A 20,093-nucleotide genomic window follows, 5' to 3' on the forward strand; every position below is an offset into this window, starting at 1 on the left:
TGTACTCCCGGGCGATCGCCTTAGCCACACCCGGGTAGTAGGTCTTAGGTTTGTAGGTATTGCGTGCCATTACCAACTCCTAAAATAGAAACCTTTTTCCATCGATGCGACCCACTTCGGAACGTATCCGATCCGCTCGATTTGCTGCTGCAGAAAGGGATATTCCCCGATGAACTCGTCACGATCATCGTACCCCAGCCACCGGGCAAAGGCGTCGTTCAATTCAAACTCGACAGTACCAAAGCACCATTTACGGCTCTCCCAAGTGCCGCCGTTAAACTTATTCCGCAGCGTTGTACAGGACGGTGTGCGGCTTATTAGTGTGACCTTTCGTTTTTTCATAGCGTCACCTCCTTAAAGTCCATAGCTGCCGTTACACCATGTTCTTTGGCAATGTGGAATAAAGTACCGGGGTGTACCTTATCCATTCGCAGACAGGCTGTAAATTGCTTATCTGCCTGTCTGTATTCGTATCCGCTATTCATAGCGCTGAGGCGGTGGAATAAATTCCGTCCAGCTTTACCAAGCGACGCCAAAGCAGCACCGATACGCAGCCAGTTGTCATAACCTTCGGTCACGTCAATCAATTCTCGCTCGCAGTAGTCGACAATGCTCTCAACTCTTGCCAGGGTATCGGCGTCGATATCTTCCTGCTCCTCCTGGGACTGCGGTCGTGACTCCGATAGCGGAACGATCCAGGAATACACCTCAGCCTTCATGTTGATATACGGCTCGGGGTCGTACGACACGAACCGCTTACGGCCAACATTGATGCCTGACGGGTCAATAGTTAGCCCACAGCGGGCGAAATCCTTCTGTAAGCTGCGGAAGTGCTCCCGGTGCTTGTCGGGCGTGCTGATCGGAATGATGCAGAAATAACTCTCACCACTAAGCGAGTGACCGCAATAAGCGACGTGTGGCACCTGGTAGATGATCTCCTTTAGTTGCTCGAAGTTCTCCACGTCGAGGTTATCCTTGCGGTCAATGTCGATGCAGATAAGGCCGGAGTGCTGCAACAGGCTGCTGTCGCTGGCTCCGCTGAACGTTCCGCTAACTGTGAAGCTGGGTAAAGACTTCTTTGCGGTTTTGTAGGCATCGAGGCCGTCCTTTGCCAGCACTGCCCGAACCGACTCTACTCGGTCTTTGAATTTACCACTGGTAAGAAGCGTATATAAAGCTACTTCTTTGACCGGTGATTCTGTGACTTTCTTGTAGAAACTAACTGTTTTATTTAAAATGTTTGTCATAATTTAGTTGTTAAAATGATTTTACGGCAAAACGGCAAAAGAACGGCAAAACGGTATTTGCCGTAATTCGGGGAAAGGTAACGGCAAAACGGCAACCCCCTATATATAGGGGTGCCATTTGCCGTACCCCTTGCCATACTTTAATATTACCCCTTCTCATCTGTATATATCCTCATAAAATGGTGCTGATCCGTTGAGGTCGTCGGAAAAATCGCCGAGAGTATATGCACCGTCATCCTGCTTGCTGATTATTCCGGTATTGACGGCATCTTGTATCCGGTTTCTTGCAGTTCTGTCCTTAACGCCGCTGCGTACCATATATGCTTGGGTAAGGTCTGTGTGCCTGTATCTCGTCCGCTGACTGAATATAGATTCAAAAGCCTGCCGTAGATCCTCTTTCTTTTCGTCTTCTTTGCTGATTACATTTTCAGCAGACAGTTGCCCCTCTTCATCTATGGAGAACGCCCACTTAGATATAGGAGCATTACGACACTCGGTTTGCTCTACCGTTATTATTCCGCTATTGCTGTCCCGGCTGACCTGGTACGTCTCGCTACATTTGTTTAACAGTTCCGTGCCCAGGTGTCCCCGCATATTGCCGTCGCCCTTATTCTCATGGAGGACGCACAGGATAGCACACTCATAGCGACTACTTAGCTTCATTAGCTCACCGATCAATACACCACTCTCGCCAATGTCGTTGAAGTCCTTGCAGAGATCTCGTATGCCATCGATATACACGCAGTCCGGACGGTATCGGTCGATAGCTGCTCGCACTCTCTCCAGTCGCTGTGCTGCGTTGTACTCCCGGAGTGTTAGTGGAATATACCGATCGCTACTTGTTGAGGTAGGCCAGCCGCAAAGGTCGTACACCATGCGTGCCTTCTCGGCGACATTATAAACATTCTGCTCGGTGTCCACGTGTAGAACCTTCATGCAATCCTTCTCTGCCGTGAATCCCATGTAACCGCCGCTTAGTATTGCGGTCTCCAGTGCTGCGCAAGCAAACGTCTTACCAGCCTTGGCCTTCCCCTTCATGCCGCAGAGGTCGCCACGTGATATAAGCCCGTTACCGTAGCGATCCCGGAGAAGGAATTGCACCGGCGGGTAGTCCTTCGTGATGTCGATAACGCACCCGGCCAATATATCGGCAGCGGTATCCACTTGATCCGGCTCATGCTCCGTGAATTTCGTTAGGTCTACCCTCATACGGCCATGCTATTAGATTCGACTACCTCAGCGAATAACTCACCTTGCCGCACGTCCTCGGCCAGCCAATAGAGTTTACACCCGTTAGGCAGTCGCAGGTCTACGATATTCCAACCTTCCCGCCTCAGATCAGAGATGATCTTACGGGCGTCATTGCTGCCCGTGAGCGCATTTATTTGTTTAGCGGTAAGTTTATACCCCTGCAAAAATAAAGCCCGTACAGTGCTGTATATTCGGCCAGAATGATTATCTTTGCGGAGTACCTGTTGCCCCAGCCCCTTGGCGGGGCTTTCTTTTTTTCTCTTCATATCTTACGCCCTCCGATTACGTTTGTATTTGAATACTCTTTCTTCTTTGACGGCTTCGTCGATTGCAGCTGCATCATAAAGGACACGGCTGCCGATCTTCTTAGCTTGTAGTAGTCCATCGTTAGTAAGACGTGAGAGGGTTGGCAAAGTAATATGTAACATTGCCGCTGTTTCTTTCCGTGTGTAGAACTTTGGTTCTTGCTTTGTGGTGTTTTCCTTCATCAGGTGAACCACCTTGCAAGCAATAGCATCGATAAAGGGAGAAAATACCCCTAAGATAACTGCCTGCTGTGTTTGATCGAATTTAAAACTTTGCATAACATTATTATTTAATAGTTATGAAGTCCGTTGCGCAACTGATCTTCACAGGCAAATTTGCATCATGTGAACAAAATGAAGAAAAAAAATAGGTTGGTGTGAGTTGTCGCCAACTTCTACCAACCTACACCAACTTTTTCAAGGAAAATTAGGGAAAGAATTTAACAAAACGGGCTTTGTCTATGATATTGTTGTTTTCGGGATCAATATTTTTTCTAATAGCTTCCCAGGAGCCTATAAGAGCAAATTCGCTAACATATTCCGCTTTTGTTGGCTTTCTTATCAATCCTTCGGCAATGGCAGCCGTGAATACTATACCAACGTTAACACCACCTTTCCCATCAATCATTTCATGGAATGTATTTATTAAACTTTCTTTGTCCGAGTGCAAAATACAATCCATGAAATGTGCAGTTCGTTTCTTCTTTTCTTTTCTTGATGGCATAGCTTTTTTTCCGAAATTGTTTAAGGTTTTCACCTTGTCTGTCTTTGGTATCATCTCCAACACGGGGAGATATTTTACTATTCCTCTTTTCTCCCAGTCAGCGTAAGATTCTGCAGACAGGGGTATATTCTGTCGCTCCATAAGAAGAATGACCGGGAGTAACGCCTCACCTATAACAAGGTTGAATAAGCGTCGTTTTTCATTCTCTGTTATACCCACCTTTTTCACGTGAGCGTGTAGGTCAAGCGCTAAAGAGATAAGATCCTCCAGCACCGCCTCGCAGTACCGCTGTCGTTTATCATCGTCCATAAGTAGCAGGTGGTTCTCCAAGTACTGCGCTTCCGTCTTCGCCAGCTCCGACAACCTACTGAATGACTCCGCAGTGCATAGCCCGTCGGGGAATATAATTTTTGTTACTGGCAGGGGCAGGCGTGACCGATCCTTTGGGGCATCGTTACCCTGTGTGTCAGATTCAGCCTTTTGTCGAAGTTTCTCCACCGTCTTATGATAGTTCTCGTCGAACACCTCAAACCGCTGAGGTTTTACCTGCTCGACAAACGCTTGGAATGCTTTTTTATTGGTGTCGATCATTTCGCTACCTTTAATTTCGTGAAATATTTATCTTTCATTGCCAGCATACTCTTTTCCGCTTCATTGAGTTTGAGGTATGTTTTTAGTTGCTGCTCGTTGGCGTGTCCGGTAATAGCCATAATGGAGCTTAAAGAGGATCCGGCTTTGTACATATTGGTAGCAAGTGATCGTCGGCAGGTATGCGTTTTAAGCATATCACAGAATCGTTTGTTTGCCGTGTATTCCATTGATCCTTTCTGCTCCTCTATTGCCACCGTTTCAGTCCATTTAAGATGCTCGCCTATGTCTTTGATATAGTCGTTTATCTTCTGGTCGTGAACTTTCGGCATTGCACCTCCGTTTTTATCAATAATTGCCTTTACTCGATCATCAAGTGGAATGTAAACTATATTTCCTGTCTTTTCCTGTTTTAGTTTTATGTAGTCATGCCCATCGGTCAGGCGAACGATCATCTTTGCATTGATACGCTTATAATCACTCACACGCTGCCCGGTAAGGCATCCAACGACAAAAACGTCTCTTACCTTATCCCATGCCGGACGGTTTGACAAATCAAGATCGTAAAGCTGCTGTATGCGTTCCTCTGTTAGGTAGACATTATCCACATCCCGGTAAACAACCTCAAAGCCGGTACGGATATTAGACGCATCAATCAATTTTAAGTTTTCAGCGGCATAGCATATCGTTTTCAGTATCTTTATCATCCGGGCGACTGTATTAGGGGAATACTTCTTATCCTCCAGGAAAGAACGGAAATCATTATAGAACTCAACTGTTACATCGTCAAAGTCTATAACCTTAAATCTCTCTGTTTGGTATAGGTCGAATTGAGCCTTAAACCCCTTATAGCTTTTGATCGTTCCGGGCGAGATATTAAGCGTACCGCCTTTCTTTTTCCTTTTGCCGGTTTCACACTCATTGATATACTGTTCAATAAATCCGTTGAGGTTAGTGGCTTGTTCAGCGGCTAAACGCTCTGCTTCTTCCTGTTGTCTTTTCTTTTCTGCTTCGATCTGTTCTGCATAGACAATATCATTCATCCGACTTTTTACTATTTCGGTAGTTAGTTCAATCCCTTCTGCTATAAGAGAATCTATGAGAGCGGAAATAGCATCAAGTTTCTGATATAGTTCTTTCCCTTTTCCTTTCCCTTCTTCTTTTCTAAAGGCTGTTAATGCTTTTGCAGACGTTAGAGATTTATTCCATGCTTCTATATCAACCTCCAATCCTGTGGATACTCTGATATTGATTTTTGGTGTTCGGCTTTGTATGCGAACAAATAGTGTTGCATCTCCTTCCGTTTTGTCAGTTCTCAATATAAATGTTGCTGCCATAGTTGTAGTACCATTTTTACACAAATATACGAGGTTCTTTTTATTTGGTACTACAATGGTACTACATTTTTTTATCTTATTTACTTTTATGTTATTTTGCAAATAAAGACTATCGCTGTATATCAGTTATTTACATAAATATGTTTTTCTTCCCAATAAAGCAAAAACAAGAAAAAGAGGTTCGCCAGGAACCTCAACTGAAAGTCGTCAAGATGCTGAAATAAAAGCTCTTGGCGATTTTTGTTTTTAGGGGTATAGTGGCAGATGTATGTATGTTTTATTGAATTTGCATTGCGTAGAAATACGCACTCCATTGCGTAAAACGAAACAACATGAATAAAAAGACAGAGTGTCAATCAGTTAAGATCATTTCTAAAGAACAGCGAAGATTCATTCTTTACAAAATCGCAATCCAAACATCTACATTGTGATTACTTATCAAACACTTTGTCTGAATTACATAAAACGATATCTTTGTTCATCAGCTTAGTTGTTATTTGCTAAGATATAAGCTATTTATGGAAGAAAATTTAGTTGGAACAAATAAAATCAATACAATATGAAGAAATTAACAATTTTCATTTTCCTTGCCTTTTCGTTGAGTGTTTTTGGACAAAACAGCCAGTTGATTGAGAGTCCGAAAGTAGATAAAAGAGTTGAACTCATGAGTATTGTATTCCGGTTAGCTGGTAATGAGGAGTACAATTCAAAAGAGATGAAACTATATACTGACAAGATAATACAGCACTTTACTCCATATAAAAATCACGAATTAATTCAATTCGCCCAAAAAATGCGGAATGAAAATAGCATATCTTTCGACGCTCCCATGTCGTTGGCTATCTTTTTAGATGACAACCTGGATCCATTGAAAGAATTAACCGACAACTCATTAGACAGATGGAAGAAAGAAGATGCGATTGAATTTATAAAACTGTTGAAGAAGTTTTACATGGATGCTGCATGTGATTCGTTTTTCAATGACAATCAAGCATTATACAACGAGACAGCCTCCCGATTTACTTCAGTTTATAAGAATTTGGATTTAAATTGGTACACCAAATTCTATGGCAATGAACCTACCGAAAAGTTTAAGGTGGTAATCGCATTAGGTAACGGCGGAAGCTGTTACGGCCCTTCGTTTGTCGACTCCGCCGGAAACAAAGAGGTTTATGCGGTCATGGGTGTTTGGGATACGGATGATGAGGGAATGCCGATGTTTGATGTAGACACCTATCTTTCCATACTTATCCACGAGTTTAATCATTCATTCGTCAATCCGCTATTAGAGAAGAACAAAGATCTCTTCCAGAAAAATGGAGAAGAAATTTTTGAAGCGATGAAACAGGAAATGAACGCTCAGGCTTATGGAAAATGGGAAACCGTATTGAATGAAGCTTTGGTCAGAGCCTCCGTAATCAAATACTATAAAGATCATCATGCCGACCAGGCAACGATAGATAATCTGTACAAAACTGAACTGCAATATGGTTTCTTATGGATAAAAGAGCTTGTCGCTGAGTTAGAAAAGTATGATTCGAATAAAATAACTTACCCAACATTAGAAAGTTATATGCCAAAATTGGCAGAAGCATATCATTCATATGCTGGTATTGTTAAAGAATTTGATTCAAAAAGGCCAAAAGTTATTTCTATAAAAGAGTTTGAAAATAACGCCACAGATGTGAGTGCGGATATAAAAACAATCACGATACACTTTGACAGGCCATTAATTGGAGCAGGATATTCTATCAATATAGGAACAAAGGGAAGAGAGGCCTTTCCCCAAGTCGAAGCAATCAATTACTCGGCGGGTAATAAGTCTGTTGTAATGGAGGTACAGTTAGAGGCTGGCAAAGAATATCAATTTGTCTTGACAGGTAAAAACTTCAAGACTCCGGAGGGATTCCCATTAAAAACGTATGAAGTAAATTTCAGCACAAAGGAATAAGCAAACAGCTAAGCCATCAAGCAGACAGCCTGGACTATTTGTTGGTCGAGCATGGTCGGCCAACTGGCTGAGCATGGTGGACCAACTGGTCGAGCATGGTGAACCAACTGGCTGAGCATAGTCAGCCAGCAAATTATCTCATTTATCAATCACTTACATTAGAATCACATAAAATCGTATCTTTGTTCACCGACTCAGTTGCCATTATACACAGAAGAACCGGTACACGTTTTACAAGAATAAACAATCGATCATGAAACACACAGATATACATATTGTTTTTGGACAATCCGCAAAAGGGTTGTTTGTTCACAGTGAAAAATTTGATTTAGATTCCATTCTTTTGATTTGCTTAGAGGATTGTTTGAATATCGGCCCTATTTGCGATTTAGCATCTCTCGAAGAAGTGGAAGCGAGAAAGCGTTGGCTGTCTAAAAGATTCGATATTCCGAAGTACATAAACGAAGATGATTTTCTCATGTCTACCAACAGAGATATCGAAACGATCAAATCACTTGTTGAGAACTACAAGAATGAAAAAATCTATTTGTGGACTGGCGTTTCTCCTTTAGAAATTATTCAAACTGCAAGATTATTATACCATTTAAAACCGGACTGCAACAACGTTTTCACTTTTGATTTTTACAATTTCTCCATGAAAAATGTATTTGGAACAGTTGTATATCCAAACTGTTTGGGGGCTACGGATTTGTCACGAGTTGATGATTTGGATAAACATTTTTGCCAATTAACAGAAGGGAAATTGTCCGAATACAGAAAGATATGGGAGAAAGTGAAGTTTGGCAACTCCTTGTTGTGGATTTTAGACGAGAACAAACAGCTTGTTGCGAAAGACGAGACTTATTTTGATTCATTTCTGTTATCACATTGCACAGACGAATATCAAAAACCGGCTCTAGTTATTGGGCATACGTTATGTGATACTGATTTCAATGTAAGGGATTTCTTTTTGGCATACAGAATGAAACAATTGGTTTTAACGGGGAAATTACAAATACATGGAGAATTGAAAGAAATGCGAGATTATGAGGTAAAACTCAATAAAGAATAACTATTTTTCAGAGAAGAAAACAAGACAAAAAACCTACTTATCTAATAAAGCAATCATATGAAAACAAAAAGAATTAAAATCGGAATACTATTAGGTATGGCTGCAGGGATTTTAGACGTAATCCCGATGGTCGTACAGCATCTAACCTGGGACGCTAACCTTTCGGCATTTACGATGTGGGTGGTGGTTGGATTTCTAATCGCTACAATCGACTTAAACATCCATCCAATAGCGAAGGGAATACTCATAGCTTTCCTGGCGTTATTACCAAGTGCCATTCTGATTGGCTGGCAAGAACCCATTTCATTGATTCCGATTACAATCATGACCACCATTTTAGGTGGATTGCTTGGGTTTTCAATAGAAAAAATAATGAAGAAAAAAGGATGATGAAGTACGACTTTGACTCTTCTGAAATGTAAAACCTATTTTAACAGATATGAAAAAAGTATTAATAATCATTTTGATTGGATTGATTTCTTCGTGCGAGTTGGTTGCTCAGGAATATAAGAAGAATTGGTCGGAAGGCGCATTAACCTGGAACGACTTTATTGAAAGGAGAAACAGCCAGGGCGTTTCTGAGTTAAAATATTTCCTCGGGTATCATGCAAGAAAGCAGAAGTTTGGCGACACAACTGTCGTAAGAAATATGGCAGAAGCCTACATCGACCGAGAATCATCCTGGATAAATCCCGAATATAAGACCGAGCAGTTCCTAAGATACAATCAGGTTATTTTTGACATTGTTGAGATCTATAAACGAAGGCTACAACTCGAGTTAGACGGGGCTTCCTCTATCTTCGATACTGAAAGCAAACTATACGCCACATATGCGTATTGCACCAATGAAATAGAACAGTTTCAGTTAGAATCGGCCGATGGATTTAATCTGGAGGCGATCGAATTTTGGGAACAAATCGTGTCCAATGAGTTGAACAGGTATACCGAAAAGTCAATACCCGAATTCAAGAACAGAAGTTTTGGGTATGGCCTACACGCAGGCATCGGAGCAGGCACATTTAGCGGCTCCATTGCTGACCATTTTAGTCCCACTTTTAACTTTATGTTCGGTTTTGATTTTGCATACAAAAGATCCATTTTTTATTTAAACGGGACATTAGCCGGAGGTAAAGTAAGAAAGGATTATTTGTCCAACGATTATTGGTATGAAGATCAAAATTTCGGATTGGCAGTTATTGATATTTCCTATGGTTATGCCTTTCTCGACAACAAAAAATTCAAACTGGCACCCTTCGCCGGGTTGGGCATTACAGAGCTATCGGCAACCAATAAAAACGACAAAGAGAATGGACTCCGGTTGGTCGATTACAATGTGATTTTTGGACTAAATGCCGACTACAAACTGCGCAAAAAAATCAATCTTACCTCCGCCATAAAAGAGAAAGTAGAGACCTCCATACGGGCAAGGCTTTATGTTACGCGAGCCAATTTCGATCCAAACCTGAAGGGTTATTCCATCAACTTAACGGTTGGGATTTGCGGATTTGGAAATATGATACGGTTACAGTAAGCCAAGCTCATTCATGGCTCAACAAAAAGGCGTCCCCTTCAAGGAGACGCCTTCTTTATATATCAGCAACACGATGGTTACTTTTCGTTCTCTACGATCTTGATCATCAAATGATTCTTTCCAATCTTATCGCCTACATTTACATTGATATCCGTTACAATGCCGCTGACAGGCGCCACTACACGATTCAACATTTTCATCGCTTCATGGATAAGGAGCAACTGACCGGCTTCTACCTTTTCGCCCTTCTTCACCTTGATCTGAATGATCGTACCGGGAAGATTCGACAATACGTCGCCGGGCTCCGGCTTATTCCATTGGGGACGATTGGTGAATTTCTTAGTCAAGCGGGTCTTATAGGTACCTGCCATCACAGAGAAATCAACATACTTTTTATCTATCTTTTCCATTACTTTCTATTAATAACACATCAAAATGGAGGCAAGCCATGTTTTCTCTCCGGACGACACTCTTCTTTCAAAGCGGAAAGCTTCAACGCATGCAGGATTTGTGTACGTGTCTCTTTCGGTTCGATCACCGTATCGACAAAGCCTTTTGAGGCAGCTACATACGGATTGGCAAACTTCTCGATGTATTCGTTCACCTTTTCCTGACGCATAGCTTCCTGATCTTCTGCTTCCATAATCTCTTTGCGGAAGATAATATTGGCGGCTCCGTCGGGACCCATCACGGCGATTTCTGCCGTTGGCCAGGCAAACATAAAGTCAGCACCCAGGTGGCGTGAGTTCATAGCTATATAACCTCCTCCGTATGCTTTACGCAGGATAACCGTCACCTTAGGCACAGTCGCTTCGGAATAGGCATACAATACCTTCGCACCATGGCGAATCACCCCGGCATGCTCCTGGTCGACTCCCGGCAGATAACCCGGCATATCTTCCAAGGTAACAATAGGAATATTAAAGGAATCGCAGAAACGGATAAAGCGAGCCGCTTTGTCGGCGCTGTCGCAGTCTAATACACCGGCAAGCACCATCGGCTGGTTGGCCACGAAACCAACGGTTTCTCCGCCCATACGTCCGAAACCAATCACAATATTGGCAGCCCAGAGCTCCTGAATCTCCAGGAAGTCTGAATCATCTACAATGCAACGGATCACATCACGCACATCATAGGGTTGCTTCGGATCAGAAGGAACAACCTCTTCGATATTCAATTTTGTCTTAGGCTCTTTGGCTTTCACGGAAGGAGCCTTCTGCTGATTGTTCCAGGGGATAAACTTCAATAGGTTCTTCACCTGTTCGAAACATTCCTCTTCGTTCAAGGCATAGAAATGAGCATTTCCTGTAATCTCCGCGTGTACACGGGCACCACCTAGATCCTCCATCGAGATATCTTCGCCCAAAACCGTTTTGATTACGTTCGGGCCGGTGATAAACATTTTTGAAATGCCTTCTACCACAAATACAAAGTCTGTCAATGCTGGCGAATAAACAGCGCCACCGGCACAAGGGCCTAAGATGAGTGAAAGCTGCGGAATCACGCCCGAAGCAATGGTGTTCCGATAGAAAATTTCTCCATACCCTGCCAAGGCACTTACGCCTTCCTGAATACGGGCACCCCCCGAGTCGTTAATACCGATTACCGGACATTTCATTTTCAGCGCTATATCCATCACTTTGGTGATCTTACGGGCATGTTGAAGTCCCAACGATCCTCCTGCAACAGTAAAATCCTGTGCATAAATACAAACCGGTGCCCCCCCGATTGTTCCTGTTCCTGTTACAACACCATCGGCGGCGAACTCCTTCTTGTCCATACCGAAGTCGCGGCCATCATGTTTAACAAACATATCGGTTTCATGAAACGAATTCTTATCCAGAATAGCCTGGATGCGTTCGCGGGCCGTTAATTTGCCCATGGCTACTTGCTTTTCGATAGCGGCCTCGCCACCACCTTTTTCGACTACAGCCTTCTTCTCACGTAGTGCAAGAATGCTTTTCGTTAAATCTGCCATACTGTTTTGTTGTTTGTTTTACTTACCAACAGCCTTCGTACGATACGACGCACGGGCTGTCCCCTTTACTATATCATTTAGTTTACCTTTATTCATCTGACGACGTATGCCTGAGATATTATCAATAAACACATGACCACCCAGGTGTTCGTATTCATGCTGCACGACACGCGCCGCAAAACCCACGATCTCCTCGTCATGTTCCTGCCAATTCTCATCGAAATAGCGCACACGTATCACTTTCGCCCGGGATACCTTCTCATGGATACCGGGAAAGCTAAGACACCCCTCCTCCAATACGATCGCATCGTCGCTCTCTTCATAGATATCGGGGTTGATCATTACTTTCTTAAAATCTTTGCATTCGGGGCAGTCATCGCCCACCACATCCGCATCGATCACAAACATACGAAGAGACAAGCCTATCTGCGGAGCGGCTAAACCAACCCCATCCGCGTTATACATGGTCTCAAACATATTTTCAACTAACTCTTTTAAATTGGGATAATCACGGGGAACATCTTCTGCTTCCTTGCGCAAAACCGGTTGCCCGTACAAATAGATAGGTAATATCATCGTTCTGTTTCGTTTTACTTTCTACTTTCCATATAAGCCTGAAGGATAATAACAGCACTAATCTCGTCGACCAACGCTTTATCCTGACGTTTCTTTTTCTTTAGCCCGCCATCGCGCATGCTTTGTTGAGCCATAACCGAGGTAAACCGTTCATCGTAATAGACGACCGGGATATCCGGTATCCTGCGTTGTAGATGGGTGACAAACGCTTTCACATATGGCATATTATCCGATTCCTCGCCCGACATCTGCAAAGGATATCCCACCACAAAAAGATCAACAGGCTCGCGCACTACATAGTTGCATAGCCAATCGGCCAGTTCGCCACTTGGAACGGTGGTTAAGCCATTTGCGACCAATTGGAGCGTATCAGTAGCAGCCAATCCGGTGCGTTTCCTCCCATAGTCAATCGCTACAATCCTTCCCATCGGTTGCAAAGATAAAACAAAAAGATTAAATATTACACATATTTGCAAAATGTGTGCAATCCCTTTCGTTGTTCATGTAAAGTATATGGAATGTAAATAAAGGCATTTACCGGAAGGATAATGGCGTCAATAGGCATTCTTTTCGCCGGTAAACATATTGACAATGGTCACCACAATAATCTTAAGATCCAGGAAGAACGACCAATTCTCGATATACCAAACATCGCGCTTGACACGGCCTTCCATCTGCTCAAGCGTCCGGGTCTCTCCCCGGTAACCGGTCACCTGCGCCCATCCGGTCACGCCGGGTTTCACCAAATGGCGCACCATATATTTATCGATAATAGCAGAGTATTGCTCCGTATGCTTGAGCATGTGAGGACGTGGTCCCACCACCGACATGTGTCCGGCCAATACATTCATAAACTGAGGAAACTCGTCGATATTGGTTCTCCGAAGGAAATCCCCGATCTTCGTCTTTCGCGGATCATCCTTTTGTGCCTGCTGCGTATCGGCTTCCTCATTTACCCGCATGGTACGAAACTTATAGCAGAAGAATTCTTCACCATAAATGCCCGTCCGCTTTTGCCTGAACAGAATAGGACCGGGCGAACTCAGTTTGATCAGCAGCCCGATAACCACATACATAATAGGGAATACGGTAAGCAACACCGCCAGGGAAAAGACAATATCGAAAGCGCGTTTAAGCGAACGGTTATAAGCCGATTGCAGAGGTTCGCGACGAATCGTCAACAAGGGAACCGTATCCATCATTTCCATCAAGAGGCTTTTCTTCACCATCCGATAGAATTCCGGCACGATATAGAAGCGGATCATATTCTTTTCCGCGAAATTCAGCATCCGCAACATCTTTTCATCCTGTGTTCCGGGAAGCGTACAATAAATCTCATCCACGCTGTTCTCCAGGCAATAACGCTCCACCTCATGCGTCATTCCCAAGTAATTGGGCAAGACATCTTTCAACGCCAGGTTATCATCGAAAAAGCCCAACACATGGAAACCATACGCCAAATCATCTTTCATCACCCGATACAGTTCCATCCCGTTCTTTCCTGCCCCAACGATCACCACCGCTTTAAAGTTATACCCTTTACGGCGATATATCTTCAACGAAATACGCACAATGACACGCCAGAACGAGAAGAAAACCACTAAGCTGATATAGTAGAGCAAAAGAAATGTTGCCAACTGATCGCCTATATTCAGAAACGTCAGGCAAGTGGCAAACAGAATAATAAAAAAGGTAACTAACAGAAAGGCCCGTTGCACAATCTTTTCAAGGAAGATCACCGAAGCGTGAAGCTGAATCGGCACAAAATAGACCGAAAAGAAATAACAGAAATTCAACAGCAATACCACCTCACGCAAATGAGAATCAATCGCACGGGTATAGCCTTCTCCCATCAGATAATAGACAGCAAAAAACAAGGCATTGACAACCAGCAAATCGCCAATTCCAATAAACCATTGTATAAGATTTCCCCTTTTCTTGTTAGACTCCATTGCGTTTTTTAAAACGTACAAAAATAAGGAAATAATTCAAGTCTCCAAAAAGAAAAAGAGCTATCCCGGGGGATAGCTCTCTTTTTAAATATACGATACTGTTCTATTAGTCGTTAGCACGCATAATAACAACACGGTTCCAGTTATTGATATCATACGGTTGTTCGTCTGAACCTCTCCATTCGATAGAGATCTGGTTAGAAGGAATATTGTATTTTTCAACCAACTGTTTCGCAACCGCTCTGGCGCGTTTTTCTGACAACTGCTTGTTGTAGTTAGAAGAACCGGTCTTCACGTCGGCATAACCGATCACCTTGATAGGTGTGCTGTTTTCTTTCATGAATTCAGCGGTGTTGAAGATATTGATTTCCTGGTTCTTGTCGATCACATAGCTGTCAAGACGGAAGAATACCACATTATCAATGGTGTTGTTGTTTACAATCGGAGCAGGTACATCAGGACAATCCGGGCAAGAAACCGGACGTTTGCTCAATTCGTCGTTAGCAGCACGCAAAGAGTTGATCTGGTTGTTCAGGTCGTTCAACAGCGCGTAATCCATCGGTTCGATCACTTCGAAATCAGTTTTACCCAATTTGAAAGTCAGACCGGCCGTAGCCGTCACGATACCATCGGAAAGATGTCCCATAAACTGACGGTTGAATGTTTCATTCATCAGTGAGCCCTGTACTTCCACATTCAAATCAACACGTTTGCTCAAACGGAAAGCAGTCAAAATACCGGCATTCAAGGTAGGAGTTTCAGAACGAGGGAATCCTTGGTTTTTGAAACGCTGCGCATAACCCATACCTAACCAGGGGATCAAACGGAATACTTTCGCTTCGTTGTAAGGAGCCCAAAGATTGGTTACATCCCACATAATATCGGCGTGAGCACCCACATATTTGTTATGTTGCATAAACTCACCGTTGTTACCGATAAAGCCATGGATCGCACCACCATTCACCTGAACGCGAGCACCCAAGATCGGGCTAAACCATTTACCAACACCTAACTGAAGTGCCAAACTTGGACGATCTGCAAAATCAGCGTTTTTTGTTTCGTCAGCAATCAAAATGCTGGCACCACCACCAACAGAAATAAACCAGTTGTCACCTGCTTTATTCTTTTTAAAATTCGTTTTGTAACCAGCTTCATTGCTAAAACCTACCTGAGGTTTATATTCCTGAGCAGTAGCTGAAATAACAAATACAGACAATAATGCTAAAAGTAAAACTTTAGTCTTCATATTAATCAACTTTTAAATTAAACAATCGTTCTTTTCTCTTACATCTCTAAGCAAAACACCTAACAACGCACAAAATTAACGCTTTTTGATTTTATAACAAGGCTAAGCTTGCATTTGTTTCAAATAGTTCGGGGATTTATTCCCCAGATTGCGTAAAAAGAGAACGTTTTTGGGTTATTTTAACACATCAACGTTACACCTTGCTTTATCAGGTCTTTCAATAATAACCGAATTCATTGCTTAAAAGTTTACGCCTCGTTAAAACAAAGGCAATGAATAGATCTTTTTTTTGTCGATTTATGATCTTATTTTGTTGTCTGACTTCATTTTAACAACTGTAATAAATATTGCCCATATTGGTTTTTCTGGAGCATACGCCCCATCTTCTTCAAACGCGCCTCATCAATCCAACCCTGGTTATAGGCGATCTCTTCCAGGCAGGCGATCTTCAGCCCCTGGCGCTTCTCTACCACCTCTACAAAGGTAGCCGCTTCCGATAGCGAGTCATGGGTTCCGGTGTCTAACCAGGTGAATCCACGCCCTAAAAGCTGTACACCCAGTTTCCGCTCTGCCAGATAGAGTTGGTTCACGGTTGTAATCTCCAGCTCACCCCGTTCGGAAGGTTCGATCTGCTTTGCGACCTCCACCACAGAGTTCGGATAAAAGTAAAGACCTACCACAGCATAATTCGATTTTGGCTCTTTCGGCTTTTCTTCCAGGCTCAACACATTTCCCGCCTCATCAAACTCCGCTACGCCATAACGCTCCGGGTCATTCACATAATAGCCGAACACGGTCGCTTTGTCATTTTCTTCCGCATCGCGAACAGCATCCCGCAACATCCCCGTAAAACGTTGCCCATAAAAGATATTATCACCCAACACCAAGCAGACACTGTCGGTTCCTATAAAATCAGCCCCGATAATAAACGCCTGCGCCAATCCGTCCGGAGAGGGCTGCTCGGCATACTGAAAACGAACGCCAAAATCGGAGCCATCCCCCAGAAGACGTTGAAATCCGGGCAAATCCTGCGGTGTAGAGATAATAAGAATATCCTGTATACCCGCCAGCATCAATACCGACAAAGGATAATAGATCATGGGCTTATCATAGATAGGCAACAGCTGTTTCGACACACCTTTAGTAATCGGATATAAACGTGTGCCCGACCCACCTGCTAAAACAATACCTTTCATCATAATGTGTATTTAGGTTTCTTCTATATTATGCAAATGTAATTAAAACTTTCAGATTTATTCAAGCAAGAGAAGGCATTCGCCAAATAACCGCCAAAAAGGCAGTCGATTTAACAATCAAAAAGTAGAAAAACAGCAAAATCAATGTGTAAACAGATGATGGGGGTTTTCTAAGTATATAGGGTAGATTTACTTACACTTCGGTTTGTTAAAAAATGTTTCTCCCGGGGGTTTGCAAAAATACTCCTGCCTTTTCGGCGAAATACTCCTGCCGAAATATCAAAATGCTATTTCGGTTTTTCGCCGGATACAGGAAGTTTTTTTGTTTTCAAAAGAGATTTCGCGCCAAAATGGCAGGGCGAGAAGAGATGGATATTGTTACTATTCGAAAGAGAGATAAGGCAGCATGCGCTTGCGATCATTTTCGGTAAACTCCTCCAATAGCTGCAGGTTGTTCCACCCGGTTAGCCGCCCTTTCTGACGAACCAACTGTTTGATCACTCGCGCCTGCGGATAATCGATATAGGGGTGGCGCAACAGAGAATCCAAGGGAAGCAGATTGACAGGCAGCATCCGGACTCTCTCCGGATTCACACAAAACCAGTCTTTCAACGCCTCGTACCGATCGGCATCAATTCCATAGACCTCGCCCAGTTGCTCCACGCAATAAAAACCGCCCAACAGGTTGCGGTAACGGACAATGCGATTGGCAAATACACTCCCGATTCCCGGCACCCGCTTCAGGATGGTCGTATCAGCCGTATTCAGTTCAACCACCGTGCCTACAGGGTATTTATTGGTTCGATAGCTGTTTTCCGGTATTTTTTTCTCCGTAGAGGAACGTGAGAAGGTGCTTTCAAGAGGTTTCGCCGGGAGGTTCTTTGCGGGCGGGAGAGTGGTTACGTGCGGAGGGAGCTGAGGAGCGTTGGGCGAATAGATGGTAACCGGATAGAGTGCGGTTTCTTTTCCACCCCTATCATATCCGCGAATCAATTGGATCAATAGGGAAAGCGAGATGATGAGTAACAATAGGCCGATAGCCAGCCGTTCCCCCTTTGAGAAATAGAAAAAGTCTTTCCAGCTCATAGTCGTAGGCGTTGGTTTTCACAAATATACAATTATTTATAGATAATTGTAGGAAGGAAGGGAGCAAAAACTGTATAGGATTTTCCGGATCAGACAGCCGGCAGGCTCATGCCGGTGATTTTCCGGTAGAGATCGAGTGCGTAGACATCGGTCATGCCCGAAATATAATCGAGCACGCATTGTATTTTCCCGTAGGTCGTAGGCACATGCGTATCGTATTGGCTGGGGATTCGCTGCAATAACAATTGGCTATAAGGCTGATCCTTGTTTATCAATGCGTTTGTAAAGATGCTAATCAACCGGCTAAAAATGTGATGTCCGGCCAGTTCCACATCGACCACCTCTTTAGCATTGTAGATCTTCTGGCAAGCCACCTTAGAACAGGCAGCATACGCCTTTTTGGCCGGATCGTTGATTCGCTCGATTAATGAGCCTTTATAACGGCCGGAAAGGATATCTTCTTCGTGTTCAATAAAGACCTGCGAGCAGGCATCAACCAATAACCCGATAATGCTCGAGCGGAGATAAGCCAGTTGTTCGTTCTTATCGTCCACCATCCGCATCACCTCCTGGCGACGCTCCCTACGGTCCTCTTCAAAGAAACCCAATAATAACTCGATTGCCTCTTCATACGAAAGGATATGCAACTTGCAGGCATCCTCTATATCCATAATCTGATAGCAGATATCATCGGCGGCTTCCACTAAGTAAACCAACGGATAACGAACATATTTCCCCTCCTCTTCCGGATCGGGGCAAAGTCCTAACTCCTCAACAATCTTATAGAATGTCTCCTCTTCTGTCTGGAAGAAGCCAAACTTTTTCTTCTTCTGTGCCAGTTCAGAGGAATAAGGATATTTGATAATCGACGCCAGGGTGCTGTATGTCAAAGCGAAACCACCTTCTCGTCGCCCGGTAAACTGATGAGTCAACAGACGGAGGGCATTCGCATTTCCTTCGAAATAGACAAAATCTTCCCAACGGCCTCCCTCCTCTTTCACCTGGGATTCCCATTGCTTTCCCTCGCCCCCTTCGGTGAAAAAGGCGGATATGGCTCGCTCTCCCGAGTGTCCGAAAGGGGGATTGCCCATGTCGTGCGCCAGGCAGGCGGCAGAAACAATGGAACCGATCTCCGAAAAATTGGCATCCATACCTGGATACTTTTCCATCAATGCCCGGGCTACGTTATTGCCCAACGAACGTCCCACGCAGGACACCTCCAGGCTATGCGTCAAACGGTTGTGTACAAAGATGCTTCCCGGAAGCGGGAAGACCTGTGTCTTATTCTGCAACCGGCGAAAGGCGGATGAAAAGATCAAGCGGTCATAATCGCGTTGGAAATCCGTCCGATCATGCTTCCGGTTATTGTAGTCTTCCATTCCGAACCGTTTGTCGGAAAGTAATTGGATCCAGTTCATATATGTTTTACCAGATTAGTTCGCCTTTTCCCTCGCGGACAATCTCGAAATCATCCGTTGTACAATCCACGACGGTGGAGGGTTCCATCGTGCCATAGCCGCCATCGATCACTAGATCCACCAAATGGGCATATTTTTCATCAATCAGTTCCGGATCGGTCGAATACTCTATCACATCGTCTTCGTCATGCACCGACATGGTCAGGATCGGATTGCCTAACTCACGTACCAGTTCGCGCACAATCGCGTTGTCCGGCACACGGATTCCCACCTCTTTCCGGTGTTTGTATATCTTAGGCAGTTCGCCGCTTGTCGGCAATATAAAGGTGAAAGGTCCCGGCAAATTCTTTTTCATCAGTTTGAATGCCGCGTTACTGACTTTGGCATATTCGCTGATATTCGACAGGTCGTAACAAATAATAGAGAGGTTTGCTTTCTGCGGATTCACCCCTTTCATCTGGCATATTTTCTCCACCGCCCGTACATTCAGGGCGTTACATCCGATAGCGTAGACCGTATCTGTCGGATAAATAACCAAGCCGCCGTCCCGTAACACCGAAACAACCCGGCTTATCTCCCGTGGATTGGGATTATCGGGGTAAATCCTAAGCAACATAAAAACTGCGTTTTTAATG

General features: G+C 43.8%; 21 protein-coding genes. 4 read left to right on the forward strand and 17 right to left on the reverse strand.

Annotated elements, in window-relative coordinates; genetic code table 11:
* Window positions 1–69 precede the first annotated feature (69 nt).
* The 7 genes from M2137_RS06090 to M2137_RS06120 form a co-directional block, all read right to left on the reverse strand.
* The gene (locus tag M2137_RS06090; protein ID WP_280765570.1) at window positions 70–342 is read right to left on the reverse strand and encodes a hypothetical protein; all 273 of its coding nucleotides are present in this window, start codon (window positions 340–342) and stop codon (window positions 70–72) included.
* The gene (locus M2137_RS06095) at window positions 339–1,247 is read right to left on the reverse strand and encodes a BT4734/BF3469 family protein (protein WP_280765571.1); all 909 of its coding nucleotides are present in this window, start codon (window positions 1,245–1,247) and stop codon (window positions 339–341) included. The genes M2137_RS06090 and M2137_RS06095 overlap by 4 nt, the downstream gene beginning before the upstream one ends.
* Before the next feature lie 156 nt (window positions 1,248–1,403).
* The gene (locus tag M2137_RS06100) at window positions 1,404–2,456 is read right to left on the reverse strand and encodes an AAA family ATPase (RefSeq protein ID WP_280765572.1); all 1,053 of its coding nucleotides are present in this window, start codon (window positions 2,454–2,456) and stop codon (window positions 1,404–1,406) included.
* Window positions 2,453–2,662, reverse strand: coding sequence for a hypothetical protein (locus M2137_RS06105; protein WP_348538029.1), 210 nt, complete (start codon window positions 2,660–2,662; stop codon window positions 2,453–2,455). The genes M2137_RS06100 and M2137_RS06105 overlap by 4 nt, the downstream gene beginning before the upstream one ends.
* Before the next feature lie 105 nt (window positions 2,663–2,767).
* Window positions 2,768–3,082 carry a helix-turn-helix domain-containing protein gene (locus M2137_RS06110; RefSeq protein ID WP_280765574.1) on the reverse strand — a complete coding sequence of 105 codons (315 nt, stop codon included), beginning with the start codon at window positions 3,080–3,082 and terminating at the stop codon, window positions 2,768–2,770.
* A 148-nt stretch (window positions 3,083–3,230) separates the two neighbouring features.
* Window positions 3,231–4,118, reverse strand: a complete 888-nt coding sequence (locus M2137_RS06115) for a hypothetical protein (RefSeq protein ID WP_280765575.1) — start codon at window positions 4,116–4,118, stop codon at window positions 3,231–3,233.
* Window positions 4,115–5,452 (reverse strand): site-specific integrase, encoded by a 1,338-nt coding sequence (locus tag M2137_RS06120; protein WP_280765576.1) that lies wholly within the window; start codon window positions 5,450–5,452, stop codon window positions 4,115–4,117. The genes M2137_RS06115 and M2137_RS06120 overlap by 4 nt, the downstream gene beginning before the upstream one ends.
* Window positions 5,453–6,011: 559 nt before the next feature.
* On the opposite strand from M2137_RS06120, the gene M2137_RS06125 reads away from it, so the two are divergent.
* The 4 genes from M2137_RS06125 to M2137_RS06140 all read left to right on the forward strand — a co-directional run bounded on the left by M2137_RS06125 (window position 6,012) and on the right by M2137_RS06140 (window position 10,006).
* Window positions 6,012–7,403, forward strand: coding sequence for a DUF4932 domain-containing protein (locus M2137_RS06125; protein WP_280765577.1), 1,392 nt, complete (start codon window positions 6,012–6,014; stop codon window positions 7,401–7,403).
* Between the two features lie 253 nt (window positions 7,404–7,656).
* On the forward strand, window positions 7,657–8,475 hold the full coding sequence (locus tag M2137_RS06130; protein WP_280765578.1) for a DUF3658 domain-containing protein: 819 nt from the start codon (window positions 7,657–7,659) through the stop codon (window positions 8,473–8,475).
* A gap of 57 nt (window positions 8,476–8,532) precedes the next feature.
* Window positions 8,533–8,865 (forward strand): hypothetical protein, encoded by a 333-nt coding sequence (locus tag M2137_RS06135; protein ID WP_280765579.1) that lies wholly within the window; start codon window positions 8,533–8,535, stop codon window positions 8,863–8,865.
* Window positions 8,866–8,914: 49 nt separating this feature from the next.
* Entirely contained in the window at window positions 8,915–10,006 is a 1,092-nt protein-coding gene (locus M2137_RS06140) for a hypothetical protein (protein WP_280765580.1), read from the forward strand.
* Window positions 10,007–10,083: 77 nt separating this feature from the next.
* Here M2137_RS06140 and M2137_RS06145 read toward each other — a convergent pair whose 3' ends face one another.
* The 10 genes from M2137_RS06145 to M2137_RS06190 form a co-directional block, all read right to left on the reverse strand.
* The gene (locus M2137_RS06145; RefSeq protein WP_280765581.1) at window positions 10,084–10,416 is read right to left on the reverse strand and encodes an acetyl-CoA carboxylase biotin carboxyl carrier protein subunit; all 333 of its coding nucleotides are present in this window, start codon (window positions 10,414–10,416) and stop codon (window positions 10,084–10,086) included.
* 20 nt (window positions 10,417–10,436) lie between these two features.
* On the reverse strand, window positions 10,437–11,984 hold the full coding sequence (locus M2137_RS06150; protein WP_280765582.1) for an acyl-CoA carboxylase subunit beta: 1,548 nt from the start codon (window positions 11,982–11,984) through the stop codon (window positions 10,437–10,439).
* Window positions 11,985–12,002: 18 nt separating this feature from the next.
* Window positions 12,003–12,560 (reverse strand): peptide deformylase, encoded by a 558-nt coding sequence (gene def / locus M2137_RS06155; protein WP_280765583.1) that lies wholly within the window; start codon window positions 12,558–12,560, stop codon window positions 12,003–12,005.
* A gap of 14 nt (window positions 12,561–12,574) precedes the next feature.
* On the reverse strand, window positions 12,575–12,988 hold the full coding sequence (gene ruvX / locus M2137_RS06160) for a Holliday junction resolvase RuvX (protein ID WP_280765584.1): 414 nt from the start codon (window positions 12,986–12,988) through the stop codon (window positions 12,575–12,577).
* 126 nt (window positions 12,989–13,114) lie between these two features.
* Window positions 13,115–14,512, reverse strand: coding sequence for an undecaprenyl-phosphate glucose phosphotransferase (locus tag M2137_RS06165; RefSeq protein WP_280765585.1), 1,398 nt, complete (start codon window positions 14,510–14,512; stop codon window positions 13,115–13,117).
* Between the two features lie 106 nt (window positions 14,513–14,618).
* A complete protein-coding gene (locus M2137_RS06170) occupies window positions 14,619–15,758 on the reverse strand; it encodes an OmpA family protein (protein WP_280765586.1) in 1,140 nt (379 codons plus the stop codon).
* Window positions 15,759–16,081: 323 nt separating this feature from the next.
* Window positions 16,082–16,954, reverse strand: coding sequence for a glucose-1-phosphate thymidylyltransferase RfbA (gene rfbA / locus M2137_RS06175; RefSeq protein WP_280765685.1), 873 nt, complete (start codon window positions 16,952–16,954; stop codon window positions 16,082–16,084).
* 381 nt (window positions 16,955–17,335) lie between these two features.
* Window positions 17,336–18,040: a helix-hairpin-helix domain-containing protein gene (locus M2137_RS06180; protein WP_280765587.1), complete on the reverse strand. Its 705-nt coding sequence runs from the start codon at window positions 18,038–18,040 to the stop codon at window positions 17,336–17,338.
* Window positions 18,041–18,129: 89 nt separating this feature from the next.
* Window positions 18,130–19,458, reverse strand: coding sequence for a deoxyguanosinetriphosphate triphosphohydrolase (locus tag M2137_RS06185; protein ID WP_280765588.1), 1,329 nt, complete (start codon window positions 19,456–19,458; stop codon window positions 18,130–18,132).
* A gap of 7 nt (window positions 19,459–19,465) precedes the next feature.
* Window positions 19,466–20,074: an L-threonylcarbamoyladenylate synthase gene (locus M2137_RS06190; RefSeq protein ID WP_280765589.1), complete on the reverse strand. Its 609-nt coding sequence runs from the start codon at window positions 20,072–20,074 to the stop codon at window positions 19,466–19,468.
* Between the last annotated feature and the right edge of the window lie 19 nt (window positions 20,075–20,093).

Source organism: Parabacteroides sp. PFB2-10, from assembly GCF_029893085.1.
GTDB lineage: Bacteria > Bacteroidota > Bacteroidia > Bacteroidales > Tannerellaceae > QVMG01.

Bases quoted from the DNA above. Each gene is read 5' to 3' on its own strand.
- M2137_RS06090 (WP_280765570.1), bottom strand. From the start codon at position 342: ATGAAAAAACGAAAGGTCACACTAATAAGCCGCACACCGTCCTGTACA.
- M2137_RS06095 (WP_280765571.1), bottom strand. From the start codon at position 1,247: ATGACAAACATTTTAAATAAAACAGTTAGTTTCTACAAGAAAGTCACA.
- M2137_RS06100 (WP_280765572.1), bottom strand. From the start codon at position 2,456: ATGAGGGTAGACCTAACGAAATTCACGGAGCATGAGCCGGATCAAGTG.
- M2137_RS06110 (WP_280765574.1), bottom strand. From the start codon at position 3,082: ATGCAAAGTTTTAAATTCGATCAAACACAGCAGGCAGTTATCTTAGGG.
- M2137_RS06115 (WP_280765575.1), bottom strand. From the start codon at position 4,118: ATGATCGACACCAATAAAAAAGCATTCCAAGCGTTTGTCGAGCAGGTA.
- M2137_RS06120 (WP_280765576.1), bottom strand. From the start codon at position 5,452: ATGGCAGCAACATTTATATTGAGAACTGACAAAACGGAAGGAGATGCA.
- M2137_RS06125 (WP_280765577.1), top strand. From the start codon at position 6,012: ATGAAGAAATTAACAATTTTCATTTTCCTTGCCTTTTCGTTGAGTGTT.
- M2137_RS06130 (WP_280765578.1), top strand. From the start codon at position 7,657: ATGAAACACACAGATATACATATTGTTTTTGGACAATCCGCAAAAGGG.
- M2137_RS06135 (WP_280765579.1), top strand. From the start codon at position 8,533: ATGAAAACAAAAAGAATTAAAATCGGAATACTATTAGGTATGGCTGCA.
- M2137_RS06140 (WP_280765580.1), top strand. From the start codon at position 8,915: ATGAAAAAAGTATTAATAATCATTTTGATTGGATTGATTTCTTCGTGC.
- M2137_RS06145 (WP_280765581.1), bottom strand. From the start codon at position 10,416: ATGGAAAAGATAGATAAAAAGTATGTTGATTTCTCTGTGATGGCAGGT.
- M2137_RS06150 (WP_280765582.1), bottom strand. From the start codon at position 11,984: ATGGCAGATTTAACGAAAAGCATTCTTGCACTACGTGAGAAGAAGGCT.
- def (WP_280765583.1), bottom strand. From the start codon at position 12,560: ATGATATTACCTATCTATTTGTACGGGCAACCGGTTTTGCGCAAGGAA.
- ruvX (WP_280765584.1), bottom strand. From the start codon at position 12,988: ATGGGAAGGATTGTAGCGATTGACTATGGGAGGAAACGCACCGGATTG.
- M2137_RS06165 (WP_280765585.1), bottom strand. From the start codon at position 14,512: ATGGAGTCTAACAAGAAAAGGGGAAATCTTATACAATGGTTTATTGGA.
- M2137_RS06170 (WP_280765586.1), bottom strand. From the start codon at position 15,758: ATGAAGACTAAAGTTTTACTTTTAGCATTATTGTCTGTATTTGTTATT.
- rfbA (WP_280765685.1), bottom strand. From the start codon at position 16,954: ATGAAAGGTATTGTTTTAGCAGGTGGGTCGGGCACACGTTTATATCCG.
- M2137_RS06180 (WP_280765587.1), bottom strand. From the start codon at position 18,040: ATGAGCTGGAAAGACTTTTTCTATTTCTCAAAGGGGGAACGGCTGGCT.
- M2137_RS06185 (WP_280765588.1), bottom strand. From the start codon at position 19,458: ATGAACTGGATCCAATTACTTTCCGACAAACGGTTCGGAATGGAAGAC.
- M2137_RS06190 (WP_280765589.1), bottom strand. From the start codon at position 20,074: ATGTTGCTTAGGATTTACCCCGATAATCCCAATCCACGGGAGATAAGC.